The organism is Chryseobacterium taichungense, assembly GCF_900109935.1.
Classification (GTDB): Bacteria; Bacteroidota; Bacteroidia; order Flavobacteriales; family Weeksellaceae; genus Chryseobacterium; species Chryseobacterium taichungense.
Map to the genome: position 1 here is coordinate 463,003 of NZ_FOBV01000003.1, position 14,973 is coordinate 477,975.

Here is a 14,973-nt window from a genome sequence, read left to right on the forward strand (position 1 = left end):
TCCTTTCAGATCTTCAGCCATTTCTTCTTCAGCGTTTCCCAACGTTGTCTGTTGATGGCTTTTTGTTCATTTTCAGATATTTTTAGCTCTAATTTCTGGTTGCGACAATGTTCATACGATCGGATTATTTTAAAAAAGAAAAAAACTGATCTACTCTTCAGAGCTTCCTTAAACGCGGCAATATAAGCCAACAGCCTTTTCAATCCCAAAAAATAAAAATATCTGCCATAGTAATCGGCGGGTTTTATGGTGTAATCTGCTCCTTTTACTTTAATTAATTTAACGTGCAATTCGTCAAGAACGATCTCTTTCCAACCTAGGTTTTGCAGCAGTATAGCATCAATATTATCCCAGCCAAGTGTCTCCCTGATTCCGTTCATCCGGATAAAGCTTTCTCTACGATATGCTTTCACAGGCCCGCGTACATGATCCTTATTGGAATTTCCTTCATACACCCAGCTTCCGTTTTTCTCTATGTATAAAAGACCACCAACAAGACCATAATCAGCATTATTGCGGAATGCTTCCTCTATTCTTTCAAGATAGTTTTCCGGAAAAATAACATCCGAATCAAACTTGCAGATGATCTCAAAATTATCTAAATTCTGTGTTTCCAAGCCTTTTTTGAAAGCGTTTACTACTTTCGATCCGGGCTGATGAAGAGATTTCTGCAAATTGATTGTTGTAAAACGTACATCATCATCTGAATATTTCTTAATGACTTCCGCAGTCTTGTCCGTAGAGCCATCATTTACGATAACGACCCTGAAATCGCCGAAATGCTGCCTCTGTAAAGAATCCAGCGTGAAAGGAAGATTATTTTCCTCGTTATGGGCAGGAATTATGATTAAAAACCTCACTTTAAAATTATTAATAGTGAATGATAAGTGATTAATAATCAAAACATTAATCACTTGCCATTTTATTTATCTGTTATGTGGTTTCAGCATGTTTCTGGGATCAAGGATTTCATCCAGCTTTTCCTGTGACAGAATACCTTTTTCCAACACTAAATTATAAACGCTTTTCCCTGTCTCCAATGCTTCTTTTGCAATCTCGGTAGAATGTTTATATCCGATATACGGGTTGAGAGCCGTTACAATTCCAATGCTGTGTTTCACCATGTTTAAACATACTTCACGGTTTGCTGTAATTCCCGCTACACATTTCTCCCGAAGCGTATCCAGCGCATTACAAAGAAAGTGAATATTTTCCATGATAGCATGGGAAAGCACCGGTTCCATGACGTTGAGTTGCAATTGTCCTGCTTCTGCAGCAAAAGTTACCGTAAGATCATTCCCAAAAATTTTAAAGCAAACCTGATTAACCACTTCAGGGATCACAGGATTTACTTTTCCCGGCATGATGGACGATCCCGGCTGCATCGGCGGAAGATTAATTTCGAAAAGTCCGGCTCTTGGCCCTGAAGAAAGGAGTCTCAGGTCATTACAGATTTTTGAAAGTTTTACGGCAAGGCGCTTCATGGAAGACGAATAAATAACATACGATCCGGTGTCAGGCGTTGCTTCTACCAGGTCGGGTGCAGAAACTACGGGAAAACCGCTAATCTGGGCCAAATTTTTAGCACACAGAGCCGCATAGCCGATCGGAGCATTCAGTCCGGTACCGATTGCAGTAGCCCCCATATTGACTTCAACAAAAAGACTTGCGTTGTTATTCAATTTAGAAATATCTTCTTCCAGCGTCGCCGCAAATGCTTCAAATTCCTGCCCCAAAGTCATCGGAACAGCATCCTGGAGCTGCGTACGACCCATTTTTATTACATCACTAAATTCACGTCCTTTTTCCCTGAAAGCTTCAACAATTTTTTCAAGCTTCTCTACAAGCGTCGCATTCATCTGCAACAATCCCATCTTAATGGCCGTTGGATAAGCATCATTTGTTGATTGTGAAAGATTAACATGATCATTCGGTGAACAGAACTCATACTGACCTTTATTTTTACCTATTTTTTCCAAGACCCTGTTGGCAATGACTTCGTTCGCATTCATGTTGATGGAAGTTCCCGCCCCACCCTGGATCATGTCTACAGGAAACTGCTCATGAAGCTCACCGTTGATAATTTCGTCGCAAACCTCAGCGATGTTAAAATACATATTTTCATTAAGAAGCCCCAGTTCATAGTTTGTTTTAGCCGCCGCCTTTTTTACAAAAGCCAGGCCTCTGATAAACTGCGGATAAGATGATAACAGCTGCCCTGAAATTTTAAAATTATTGATCGCTCTCTGTGTCTGTACTCCATAATAAGCATTTAGAGGAACGTTCAATTCGCCCAGTAAATCGCTCTCTTTTCTGAAATTCTCCATAATTTGTAGATGAATTAATATACCAGTATAACAATGTACCAATGTACCAATAAATAAATGAATTTAGATATTGGTACATTGATAAACTGCTACATTGTTACATTTATTTTAACGGATATTTTAATACCAAAGCCTGTAAAATGGCAAAAGTTTCGGCATCCATGATTCCGTCATAATTCTGCGGACGGAAATGGTACTGAAATGCTTCTATGGTTTTCTTGGTTGCATCGTCCCACTTTCCGCTCAGATCCAATGCATAACCGAACTTCTGTAATTGTGTCTGCACATTGAAAATAAAAGTCGGATCATTATATTGCAGCTGGAAATCTGTAGAGGTGGCAAGATCATAATAAGACTGTTTCTGAGCTTCATCATACCACATCCCGATCTGATATTCATCATAAAGTTTCTTCCATGGGAAAAGTGGCCCCGGATCCTGCTTTCTGGTAGGGGCAATATCCGAATGCGCGAGAATATTCGTCGCCGGAATCTGATATCTGTTAACAATATCCTTTACCAGAGCTGCCACTTTTTTGATCTGTGCATCATCAAAAGGGGCAAATATTCTTTTACCGGAAGCATCGGTTGTATAGCCTGTATTTACGATTTCTATTCCGATTGAAGTATCATTAAGATTTTTATCTGCTCTCCATGCACTTACTCCTGCATGATAGGCACGCTTGTTTTCGTCTACTAACTGGTAAATCTGGTTATCACCTGTGTTATTAACAAGATAATGAGCACTTACTGCCTGCTGTGTAAGAACGGTAATTGATTTATCGTCCGGTAAAGCCGTATAATGGAGAATAAGATATCGTTGTCTGAAATTCTGTGCAATTGCCGGAAAATAATCTTTTACCACTTTATAGCCAGCCGGTTTTGCAGAAACAATAGACCCATAGCTTGCGGTGTTATCATTCTTGGTAATATCAGCAATATTGGTAGTGAAAAACTCTACTCCATGATCGGAAGTGATCTTTGGTTTTGGTTTTTCGGCGGGAGTCTGTGCTGTGGCCTTTTGCTGTATTGATGGGGTTTTGGGAATGTACTGCCTTTTTTTTGCATTTTGCTGCGAAGTACAGGAAAAAACGACCGTACTTAATCCGATGATATATAATGTTTTACGCATTTGTCTATTTTTTTTCTTAGTTTATCAGCTCAAAAATACGCAAATTTTTCTTGAAAAATATTTGGTAAATAAAGAAATCTATTCTATATTTGCACTCGCAATAAAGGAACAACGATCATTAAAAAACGAAGATAAACAGGAGGGTTGCCGGAGTGGTTAACGGAGCAGTTTGCTAAACTGTCGACGCGAAAGTGTCGCAAGGGTTCGAATCCCTTACCCTCCGCTTTTCTATATATCTTTTTCGGGGCGTAGCGTAGTCCGGTCATCGCGCCTGGTTTGGGACCAGGAGGTCGCAGGTTCGAATCCTGCCGCCCCGACTTTTAGCTTACATAATCGTTAAGCAACAATCAACTTTTAATGGGTGCGTAGCTCAGCTGGATAGAGCATCTGCCTTCTAAGCAGACGGTCAAAGGTTCGAATCCTTTCGCGCTCACAGAAAACTCACAAGAAATTGTGAGTTTTTTTGTTTATTATTAGAAAGGAAACTCTATTTTTTTTAATTTAATAATAATTCATGTATCAGTTTAATATTTCTTAAAGTCTAAAATTTTTAAATCGTCGGTACTGATTTTAAAATGATATAAAGCAGTTTTCTTTATGATATATTTACGCGTGACATTCTCATAATCAATATCAATTATATTTTTATCAAGCTTATAGATCAATGTACTGTTAACAGTTCCACTGAATCCCGGAACATTTTTATATAAATACCTATAAACAACATCCCTTACATCGTCTCCTTCCAGGTGATAGTCAGGGAAAGCAGCTACCAGATTCATTTTAGGAATCGTATATAATGTATCTACTTTTACACTTTTCTTATCATTTCCGGGCAACATATTTCTGCCCAGAAAAAATGTATTATCTTTTTCAAAGAATATTTCAAGTTTCTTACCCACAACTTTGTACTTTTTTGACTGTTTCATCCTCGTCTGAAAGAAATCTTCTACAGACATTTCTTTTTTCTGTATATAGGAGATTGTGACATTTCCGTTACCTTCCAGTTGTTGGGCACTTATCTTGGTACATAATGAGAATATGAACAGGATAAAGTAAATAAATAATTTTTGTTTAGTCTTCATAGTTGTTATCAGTATCATATTTTTCTAATACGGAGTCAATCTAAATCATTCATGACTTTAAATTGCCTGCAAATTTATCATTCTTTATCATTCCTTTAGAAGATTGAATCTGAGAATGCTAACGGTGCATACCATTTTTTATTTTAGAATAATTTAAATTTTTGCGAATTTTATTTTTATAATTAAGAAATAAATTCTATATTTGCACCCACAAAAAACAAGGTAATATCCCTGTTTTAGATGACTTCATCGGGGCGTAGCGTAGTCCGGTCATCGCGCCTGGTTTGGGACCAGGAGGTCGCAGGTTCGAATCCTGCCGCCCCGACATCAAATTTATTTTTAGGGTGCGTAGCTCAGCTGGATAGAGCATCTGCCTTCTAAGCAGACGGTCAAAGGTTCGAATCCTTTCGCGCTCACAAGAAACTCACAGGAAATTGTGAGTTTTTTTGTTTTAAAGAATTACAAACTTCTACTCTAAAACTGTAATAATATTCATTTTATATTAAAAGAACTGCCATCCCAAACATAAAATTTTGTTGCATATTTTTTCTTTTCCCGATCATTTTCATCTTTCTCCATTTCTTCCATTTTAAAAATAATCGTATTAGACACTCCTCCTTTGTCATTAGGAAAGATGAATTGTTCGGAATGATAATACACGTCAGCATCACCTACATTAATAAGTTGGGGAAGAGTAATCAATTTTTTATCCTTCAACAGAATATACTGATCATAGCTCGGAATTCCGCATGCTTCACCGGAAACAGTAGCTTTTAAAGTTAATTCTACATTTTTCAACTTATGACCGCTTTCAACATTAAAGGTGCCATAATTCAGGCTTTCACCGGATCCTGTTTCAAAAGAAACTTCATCAATCAGGATATTTTCTTTTATCATTTTTACGCCTGCTCTGTTTTGCTGTACTTCTTCATCTTTAAACTGTCCGTCTTTTATTTTAACCGTTTTCGTCAGTCCAAAAAGAAAATCATAGCCGTTTTTGTTCCGGTAATCTACACAAAGATTTCCGCCCCATACATATCCCTCAGACATTTTGCCTTCTTTCTGATATGAGACTTTATACCAGTTGGCAGCTCTTTCACCAAGCTTAAGAATAGAATCCTCTTTTTTAATAATTAAAATATCTTGATTGGTATTCAGCGAATCAAGGACTGGAGAAGCTACATCAGGAAGCTGACGGATCCTCGTATTATCTGTAAAAATTTTCTGTGCCTTGTTTTCTTCGAAGCTGAAGATACCATTTGCATACGTATCATGATCTTTCTGCGCCGAAAAAGTCTGAAGCATGAAAATAAATAAAATGGCGAAAAGGGATTTCATATTAATATTTTGTGGTGTTATTTTTCTAGAAGAAGGCTCACCCATTCTTCTCGCTGAAGCTGTTTTTTAAGCTCTAAACCGTTTTCTTTGCAAACTTCCAGAATATCATCCACATCGAAGAAGCACAATCCAGAAAGTAGCAATTGTCCGCTGTCATTCAACACCGAAACATACGTTGGAATATCTGAAATAAGAATATTTCTGTTGATATTTGCCAGAATGATATCAAAATTTTCTTTGCCTAAATTTTCTGCAGTTCCCAACTCAATATCCAGCTCAACCTTATTTCTTGCGGCATTTTCTTTTGAATTCTCTACAGACCATTCGTCGATATCGATTGCCTTTGTATCTCCAGCACCAATTTGTTTTGCATAAATAGCGAGTACTGAAGTTCCACAACCCATATCCAGAACTTTCTTTCCATTAAAATCCATATCCCTCATCTGTTGGATCATAAGATGGGTCGTCGGGTGATGCCCTGTTCCAAAAGACATTTTCGGCTGAATAACAATTTCATGCATTCCCGGAACTGACTCGTGAAATTCTGCACGGATCAGTACTTTATCATCGATATTGATTGGTTCGAAGTTTTTCTCCCACTCTTCATTCCAGTTGATATTTGGCATTTCCTGGAAAGTATAATCGATTTTAACCTCTTCGTTCTGAAAAAGCGGAAGCGTTTTTAAATCTTCTTCTTTAAATAAATCTTTCTGAATATATCCTAAAATACCATCAATTTCTTCTGTAAAGCTATCAAAACCGATCTCGATAAGCTCTGCCATTAATATTTCGTTCCAAGGCTGAAGTGGAGAAATCTTGAAATTGAATTCTAAATAATTTTGCATGTCAATAATTTGTTGCAAAAATAAAACTACTTTTTTGATTTTATTGAAATATTGTTCTTTTGTTTTTAACGCAACGAGCACAAAGATTTTTCAATGTTATTATAAATATTTCTCGTTCGCTAAGGCGTTTCACTTAGCAAAGTACAGTAAGAACATCAGTCTGAAGAATGAAGAATTCACGATTTAAAAGTAATGCTCTTTTTAATTTTACTGAAATATTGTTGTTTTGTTTTTTAACGCAACAAGCACAAAGATTTTTTAAATTATTGAGAATATTTTTCGTTCGCTAAAACGTTTCACTCAGCAAAGTACATTAAGAACATCAGTCTGAAAAAGGAAGAATTCACGATTTAAAAGTAATGCTCTTTTTAATTTTACTGAAATATTGTTCTTTTGTTTTTAACGCAATGAGCACAAAGATTTTTTTTCAAATTATTGAGAATATTTTTCGTTCGCTAAGGCGTTTCACTCAGCAAAGATTGTAGATTAAGCATGTCATTCTGACGAAGGAAGAATTCACGATTTAAAAGTAATTCTCTTTTTAATTTTACTGAAATATTGTTGTTTTGTTTTTTAACGCAACAAGTACAAAGATTTTTTAAATGTATTGAGAATATTTTTCGTTCGCGAAGGCATTTCACTCAGCAAAGTACAGTAAGAACATCAGTCTGAAGAATGAAGAATTCACGATTTAAAAGTAATGCTCTTTTTAATTTTACTGAAATATTGTTGTTTTGTTTTTTAACGCAACGAGCACAAAGATTTTTTAATATTATTATAAAATATGTCTCGTTCGCTAAGGCGTTTCACTTAGCAAAGTACAGTAAGAACTTCAGTCTGAAGAAGGAAGAATTCACGATTTAAAAGTAATGCTCTTTTTAATTTTACTGAAATATTGTTGTTTTGTTTTTTAACACAACGAGCACAAAGATTTTTTTTCAAATTATTGAGAATATTTTTCGTTCGCGAAGGCGTTTCACTCAGCAAAGATTGTAGATTAAGCATGTCATTCTGACGAAGGAAGAATCTATTTTCTTATTTAGTAAGATTCTTCACTCTCACTTCGTTCTCGTTCAGAATGACAAACTTAATACATAAAAAAGCGAACCGAAGTCCGCTCTTATCAATTATAGTTTCAAGTCTAAAAACTTTAAACCCAAAACATTAAATTTTAAATCAATTAAGGATTTGTAGAGAAGATTGATCCGTTGGCAATCAATGCTCTACGGTTCATTTTAAGAATATCTCTCACCCATTCTGCAAAATCTTCCGGCTGAAGAACTTTATCCGGATTCCCATCCGTAAGACCGCCCTGTATAGACATATCCGATGCAATGGTGCTTGGAGTAAGTGTAATCACACGGATATTCTGCTTTCTCCATTCTGCCATCATGGATTGTGAAAGAGAAACAACGGCTGCTTTTGAAGCTGCATACGCCGACATATTGGGACCACCTTTTAAACCCGCGGTTGATGCAACATTAATAATATCGCCTTCACCTTTAGACTTCAAATATGGATACACCGCCTTTGCAGCATAATACACTCCGAAGAGATTGGTTTTAATAACCTGCTCCCACGTCTCTGAGGGCATTTCTTCAATAGATCCGAAATCACCGATCCCAGCATTATTAATAAGAATATCGATTCCTCCTAATTGTTCGGCCAGAGATTCGATTCCTGCTTTTACGTGTATTTCATTATCAACACTGAAAACAGCATATGCTGCCTTTACGCCAAGTTTCTGGATTTCATCAACTGTCATTTTCAGGTTTTCTTCATTTCTTCCTGTAATTCCAATATTTACGCCTTCATGTGCCAATGCGAGAGCAACTGCTTTGCCAAGACCTCTTCCACCACCTGTGATGATGGCATTTTTTCCGTTGATGTTCATTATATTTAATTTATTGTTGATGCAAATTTACGAAAGATGATTCGCATACTATTGATGAATAATGATATTATGAGAATAGACATTAAAGATAATATGACAATTTTCACAAAAATAAAACCGGCTTCACAGGAAGCCGGCTTCTTTGAAAGTATAGTAATAAAATGAAAAATTAAGGTATAAGGATCTGATTTTGAACTTCAAATTCTTCCGATGCTGAAAACCTGTTTCCATACATGTCAACTGCTCTCACCTCAACCTTATGTTTTCCCAGAGAAAGCTTTTTAGAAAAGTCTCCCGTCCAGATATGTTTTGATGCTTCAGGATTTGAAGGCCTTCTTCCCGGGAAAATAGTATTCGTTGTATCCCATTTGAAAACAGACATGGCAAAACTCGGATCTACGGTTTCGTCGTATTGCATTTCTTCCCATTTATCATCATCTATCCTGTATTCCACTTTGTCTTTTTTGCTGCCCATAAAGAAGTTTGCCAGCACTTTTGCAGATGTTTTTGAAGGGAAAGGAATCACTTTCGGTACATACAGATTGATCTGATAATCTTCCGGCTGACCCGCAGTTTTATATTTAATTTTATATTCATTATCGTTAAAGCTGATGAAAGAATATCCTTTGGCCGTGCCGTCTCTCATGGTAGATGTCGGCAATCCAAGATTATCCGATGTTCCAGACCACCAGTCGCCGCAAGTGGTTCCGGCATTGTATTCGTGAAGATCTTTTGAACCGTTCCAGCCTGCTTCTTTTCCATAGAAAATCTGTTGCTGAATATGCGTATGCGCCGATAAAATCAATGCATTTTTAAAAGGCAATAAAAAATCAAATAGCTTCTGACGGTCAGAATTCCTGAAATTATCTTCATTCTTATGTTCAAGCGGAATGTGGAAAGAAACGACGATCAGTTTATTTTTATCCACCACTTTCAGGTCATTTTCTATAAATTTTAACTGATCTTCACGGAAACCTCCCCAATATCCTTTTCCATCTCTAGGATCCGGATAAAGAATATCATCCAGCACGATAAAGTGAACATTTCCATAATTAAAGGAATAATTGGCAGGACCGAAATTGGACTCAAAAGTCTCATCGGAAAGCAGATCTTCCTTCGCTTCATAATTCATGTCATGATTTCCCATGATGTTGTACCAAGGCAAACCGATCTCTTTCATTACTGTTGCGTAAGGCTTTTGAAGTATTAAATCATTTCCTACCAAATCTCCCAGACTGATTCCTAACACTGCATTTTTCTTCGTATTTTTCACTTCATTTACAATAGATCTTCTGAAATAATCAAGCTCCTTTTCGGTGTAAGGTTGTGGATCACCAAAAACAAGAATATCAAAATTTTTGCTTTCATTTTGTTTGTTTAAGGCAAAATTGATCTCTTTCGGAAGCTCACCTGTCGGCGCAGATCCTTTGTATTTAAAATCTGCCGGAGAACCTTTTGGTTTATACTGATAATAATACTGAGGCAGGTTATTTCCGTTTACCGGCGTCATATATCCTGAAGGTTTGATCACAAAAACCGATTGCCCTTCCATGATCGGCAGGCTATATCTTCCGTTCTTATCGGTAAGAACCACCTGTGCTCCGTTGGAAACCGCTACTCCTTCAATTCCTTTTTCCCTGTTCTCTTTCTTCTGATTTTTATTGAGATCTTCATATACATATCCCGAAACAGAAGTCTGTGAGAATGCCATTGCTGAAATCAGTATACACGGCATTAAAAATTTTATATTCATTGTATTGATATTTAAAGTTAAATTTTGGCTTCAGCCAAATTGATTCTTTTTCTAAGAATCGGGCTAAAGCCCGATCCCGCCGATGAATTTTACGGCTTATTCCACCACATTTTTACGTTGATATCATCTCCGCCCATCTGCTGTACAGCGGCCTGGTAATTAGCGGTATTCAATATTCTTGGATTTGGCGGATACATAAGCCTTGAAGGCAATACTCCATTATTTAATAATCCTCCATTGTTTGGCAGTACAGGGAATCCTGTTCTTCTTTTTTCAAACCACTGCTGCTGATCGACAAAGAATAAAGCGACATATTTCTGAAGCATAATTCGTTCTAAAGTCCCATTGTAAGCCACATTGGTATTAGCAAAATAATTGGATGGCACGGTTGAACCCCATTGTTCAATCGCTGCCTTAACCCCATTCTCATAATATGTTTGTGCATTTCCCGGGATAATTCCTTTAAAAGCAAGCTCAGACAAAATAAACTGCAACTCAGCATAGGGATACACCAAAATATTTAATGGTGCTTTTGCCAGGTTTTGATTCATATTGGAAGGCTGATAATTAAAGGTTGTTCCGTAAGCATATCCTGATGGCGCGCCTTTATACCCTATATTTGCATTGCCGGGAATACTTTTGGCCTGCCCGAAAAACATTGACATTCTCGGATCATTATTGGCTTTTAATGTTTCTACAAAGAATTCAGATGCTGCTCTACCGGTAGTAAAATCCTGTGGTCTTGTAATCGGGGGAAGCAGTGGTGCAACGCCAGTTACATTTACTTTAGCCGTTTCGGTATTGCTCTGAAAAATAGGATATTTGGCAGGATCGCTGATAATTTCCTGAATTCTTTCATTTACATTCACCTCACCATTTCTGTTTAAAATTCTTGTCAGCAAACGTAATGAAAGTGAATTACAGAATTTTTTCCAGTTGGTAATCCCGTTCGCATCACTTTCTGCTTTGTAAAAAATATCCGAACCGGTAAGCATCTTAGTGGTTACAAATAGCGAGTTTGCCGTTTTTAAATCATCTAATAATTTTACATAAATATCTTTCTGCTTATCAAATTTCGGTTGAGCATTTCCATCATCCAGACTTGAAGCTTCAGAAAATGGCACGTCACCATAAGTATCGGTAAGATTGGAATAAATCCAGGCATTAAGCACCATGGCAATTGCAATATAATTCGGATCATTATCTTTTTCAGCGGCGAGCTTCATGTCTTTTACCTGCTTGATCCATTTGTAGCTGTTATTCCAGAAGCCAGCTCCGGTGTTCTCTGTAATGTTGTATCTACTGAGTGTATTTCCTTCATTCGGAAAATCCAGAGAAACCTGCATAAGATCGAATGTAAAATCATTTGCTCTCATATAATTGACAGCCGCCATATTATACTCTATCGGAACGAGTAATTTTGAAGCTGCAGGCTCGCTGATCCTGCTGTTGTCAACATTTACCTCATCAAGGTTTCTGCTGCACGATACCGGAATACAACCAATTCCTGCAATTAATAATGTATTTAAAAATAATTTTTTCATGTTTTCAGAATTTAAAATTTAACATTAAGCTGAATACCTACCGTTCTTGCAGTCGGCAACTGTCCCATTTCTACACCCGGTGTGATCTGATTGTCATTCAGTGTTGCCGCTTCAGGATCAAACAGTGGGAACTTCGTCCACATCCACAGGTTTCTTCCGAATAAAGCCAGGGTCAGTTCTGTGATCTTAAGCTGATCGGTAACATTTTTAGAGAAAGTGTAAGCAATTCTTGCGTCTCTCAGTTTGATGAAAGAAGTATCGAATGTATTGGTTTCCACGTTGGCTCTCCGGTAATAATCAGCGTAATAAGATGACAGCAAAATCGGCTTGGTGTTCGGCGAGAATGTTCCGTCTGGGTTTTGTACTACTCCATCGCCTACAATCATTCCTCCCGGATTCTCTCTTCCGAATAATGTATGTTCCAGCTTTCCTTGTTCCGTCATTTTGTGATGCGACTGGGAATAAGCCATTCCCTTATACTGTCCGTCAAATGAGAAACTCACGGTAATACCTTTATATCTGAATTCGTTCTGAATTCCAGCTCTCCATTTTGGATATGCATTTCCTATTTTCTTCATCTGCGTCGGTTTTGCTGTAAGCCCATCGGTAGCGTTATAAATCACCTGACCATCCGGAGAATACATCAGTCCGTATCCATACATATCGCCCAGTGAACCTCCTACGAAAGCATTAAAGTAAACCACACCTCCTACGCTTCCCATTGTGTAAGGCTCTCCGTTGAATTCTTCAGGTAATGACAGAATTTTGTTTCGGTTCATAGACCAGTTGGCATTGATGCTCCATGAAAAGTTTTTGTTTTTCACCGCATACGTATTCAATGTCATTTCAAGACCTCTGTTTCGTACTTCACCCGCGTTGATAACTTTCGTGCTGTACCCCGTTTCCCACAATGTAGGAATTCTGATAATCTGATCTTTGGAATTGTTCTGATAAGCAGTAATGGTATAATTGATTCTGTTTTTAAGAATTGTAAAATCCATCCCCGCTTCCATATTGGTAATCATATTAGGTCTCAGGTTCGGATTGGGATATAAAGAGGGAGATTCCACAGAGCCAACAAAATCACTGTTGTTGTAATATTTGATCAGCTGATAGGGATCTGTATCATTACCAACCTTGGACCAGGAAGCCCTTAATTTCCAGTAATTAAAAGAGTTGGAAGATAAATTAAAAATATCTGAAAGAATAAAAGATGTAGCTACTGAAGGATAGAAATAAGAACGGTTTTCCTTCGGCAGAGTGCTGCTCCAGTCATTTCTTGCGGTAAGATCAAGGAAAATTTTATTCTTAAAGCTTACGGTTGCAAGGGCGTACGCACTGTTCACCTGCTTGTCATTTGGTCTTGCAAATTTTGAAATATTTGAAATACCGTTTGGAAGCGTATAAACACCTGGCTTCAGAAGGCCTTCTGCAATATAATCATTCATCGTATATTCTGTGTAGCGGATATTTCCTCCTGCTGAAGCACTGAAATCAAATTCTCCGAATGTATTGCGGTAAGTGAATAAAACATCGTTATTCAAATCCATCAACCTTACATGCTGCTCCCGATACATTCCCTGAAGATAATTGGCAGAACTCCATGGTCTTTTCTGAGTACGGAGTTCGTTGTTCAGCTCCATCCCCGACCTTACCATGACATCGAGATTTTTGGTGATTTTATAATTAAGGTTTACGTTTCCTGTGATAAAGTTTTTATCCACTCCATTCAGCATTTCATAAGCAATAAGGTAAGGATTGTCGATAAATGAACTGAAAGGATGCACCTGATCTACCTGCTCTTTTCCTTTTTTCCAGATTGGTCTGTACCAGGAAAGATCGACGTTCGGATTCTGGAAAATCATGAAATATGAGATCGACTGATTACTGTAGCCGGTCGCCGGAAGGTTGTCACTTTTAGTTTTGTTGTAGTTTATTTTAATTCCGATCTTTAATTTTTCACTCAGCTTATGATCTACAGAAAAAGCAGCATTGAACCTATCGAAACCTGTATTTGGCATCATCCATTCGTTTTTTAAATACGTTAAAGATGATCTGAAAGATGTATTTTCGTTGGATGCCTCTACGGAAATGTTGTTTGAAAAGGTTGTCCCAGTTTCCCAAAATCCTTTGATGTTATCTTTATAAGGTTGCCAGAGTTTTCTTTCGGAACTTTGCCCTTCGAGATCTGGATCATACTGGAAATAATACTGACCCGCAAACTTTGGTCCGAATGCGCTGCTGGTAGAACCTGTGTTGATTCCATCCGCGGAAGCTCCATAAGAATAGAAAAAATTTCCCTGCGTATCTTTTTGTAAAGTTCCCTGTCCATATTCGTACTGATAATCCGGCCATTTCAATACCGTGTCGTAGCTGGAATAAGAATTTAAGCTTACCTGCACTTTTCCTTTTCTGCTTTTTCCGGATTTTGTAGTGATCATAATAGCCCCGCCGGCACCTCTTGATCCGTACAATGCTGAAGCTGTTGATCCTTTAAGAACCGTAATTGATTCAATATCATCAGGATTGATGGTATTGATTCCGTTTCCGTAATCGATGGGTAAATCTGCCTTCGCTCCTGCTCCATATGCAGAGAATCCTGTTCCTGTCGTATTATTGTTTAAAGGCACTCCATCTACTACGATGAGAGCATTATTCTGATCAGGATTCATGGAGATATCCCCTCTCAGTTTAATGATTGAGCTCCCGAGAGGTCCTGCACCGGCTGTCTGAATTTTAAGACCTGCCACTTTTCCCTCAAGTGCCTGCGACCAGTTGTTGTTTTGGGTTTTCAAAAGCTCGTCAGACTTGATCGTTTCTGCCACATATCCTAAAGAACGGTCCTGTCTTTTAATCCCCAATGCCGTTACCACTACTTCGTCAATGTTTTTTATCGTGTCCCGCTTTGCCTTTTGCTGGGCCATAACATTTACACTGACCAATCCTAATAATGATAATATTAGTACTTTTTGTGTCTCTTTACGCATATCCTTTTTGTTTGTGCAAAATTAGACCGTCATTATGATTATGGTTTTAACTTGATTTTAACATTTATTAA

Annotated in this window: 10 protein-coding genes and 5 tRNA genes; 5 read left to right on the forward strand and 10 right to left on the reverse strand. The window is 37.6% G+C overall.

The genetic code is table 11. From position 1 onward, the window contains the following. Positions 1–5: 5 nt before the first annotated feature. The 3 genes from BMW64_RS08975 to BMW64_RS08985 all read right to left on the reverse strand — a co-directional run bounded on the left by BMW64_RS08975 (position 6) and on the right by BMW64_RS08985 (position 3,456). Positions 6–860 (reverse strand): glycosyltransferase family 2 protein, encoded by an 855-nt coding sequence (locus BMW64_RS08975; protein ID WP_089999641.1) that lies wholly within the window; start codon positions 858–860, stop codon positions 6–8. A gap of 66 nt (positions 861–926) precedes the next feature. Further along, positions 927–2,327, reverse strand: a complete 1,401-nt coding sequence (gene aspA, locus BMW64_RS08980; protein ID WP_089999642.1) for an aspartate ammonia-lyase — start codon at positions 2,325–2,327, stop codon at positions 927–929. A gap of 103 nt (positions 2,328–2,430) precedes the next feature. Then, complete coding sequence (locus BMW64_RS08985; RefSeq protein WP_089999643.1) at positions 2,431–3,456, reverse strand: N-acetylmuramoyl-L-alanine amidase; 1,026 nt, start codon at positions 3,454–3,456, stop codon at positions 2,431–2,433. Between the two features lie 138 nt (positions 3,457–3,594). Here BMW64_RS08985 and BMW64_RS08990 point away from each other — a divergent pair. From BMW64_RS08990 to BMW64_RS09000, 3 genes are all read left to right on the forward strand, one after another. Further along, positions 3,595–3,679: transfer RNA gene (locus BMW64_RS08990), tRNA-Ser, on the forward strand. Positions 3,680–3,698: 19 nt separating this feature from the next. Next, positions 3,699–3,773: transfer RNA gene (locus BMW64_RS08995), tRNA-Pro, on the forward strand. Between the two features lie 42 nt (positions 3,774–3,815). Beyond that, positions 3,816–3,889 (forward strand) — tRNA-Arg (locus tag BMW64_RS09000). A 91-nt stretch (positions 3,890–3,980) separates the two neighbouring features. Here BMW64_RS09000 and BMW64_RS09005 read toward each other — a convergent pair. Continuing rightward, on the reverse strand, positions 3,981–4,541 hold the full coding sequence (locus BMW64_RS09005; RefSeq protein ID WP_089999644.1) for a hypothetical protein: 561 nt from the start codon (positions 4,539–4,541) through the stop codon (positions 3,981–3,983). Positions 4,542–4,791: 250 nt separating this feature from the next. Here BMW64_RS09005 and BMW64_RS09010 point away from each other — a divergent pair. Further along, positions 4,792–4,866, forward strand: a tRNA-Pro gene (locus BMW64_RS09010). Between the two features lie 17 nt (positions 4,867–4,883). Continuing rightward, a tRNA-Arg gene (locus BMW64_RS09015) sits at positions 4,884–4,957 on the forward strand. Positions 4,958–5,033: 76 nt separating this feature from the next. On the opposite strand, the gene BMW64_RS09020 is transcribed toward BMW64_RS09015, so the two are convergent. The 6 genes from BMW64_RS09020 to BMW64_RS09045 form a co-directional block, all read right to left on the reverse strand. After that, positions 5,034–5,879 carry an SH3 domain-containing protein gene (locus BMW64_RS09020; protein ID WP_089999716.1) on the reverse strand — a complete coding sequence of 282 codons (846 nt, stop codon included), beginning with the start codon at positions 5,877–5,879 and terminating at the stop codon, positions 5,034–5,036. 17 nt (positions 5,880–5,896) lie between these two features. Next, entirely contained in the window at positions 5,897–6,724 is an 828-nt protein-coding gene (prmA, locus tag BMW64_RS09025) for a 50S ribosomal protein L11 methyltransferase (RefSeq protein WP_089999717.1), read from the reverse strand. 1,180 nt (positions 6,725–7,904) lie between these two features. After that, positions 7,905–8,618: a 3-ketoacyl-ACP reductase gene (locus tag BMW64_RS09030; RefSeq protein ID WP_089999645.1), complete on the reverse strand. Its 714-nt coding sequence runs from the start codon at positions 8,616–8,618 to the stop codon at positions 7,905–7,907. A 169-nt stretch (positions 8,619–8,787) separates the two neighbouring features. Then, on the reverse strand, positions 8,788–10,371 hold the full coding sequence (locus tag BMW64_RS09035; RefSeq protein ID WP_089999646.1) for a calcineurin-like phosphoesterase C-terminal domain-containing protein: 1,584 nt from the start codon (positions 10,369–10,371) through the stop codon (positions 8,788–8,790). 89 nt (positions 10,372–10,460) lie between these two features. Further along, positions 10,461–11,915 carry a SusD/RagB family nutrient-binding outer membrane lipoprotein gene (locus BMW64_RS09040; protein WP_089999647.1) on the reverse strand — a complete coding sequence of 485 codons (1,455 nt, stop codon included), beginning with the start codon at positions 11,913–11,915 and terminating at the stop codon, positions 10,461–10,463. An 11-nt stretch (positions 11,916–11,926) separates the two neighbouring features. Next, positions 11,927–14,902, reverse strand: coding sequence for a SusC/RagA family TonB-linked outer membrane protein (locus BMW64_RS09045; protein WP_089999648.1), 2,976 nt, complete (start codon positions 14,900–14,902; stop codon positions 11,927–11,929). Positions 14,903–14,973 lie beyond the last annotated feature (71 nt).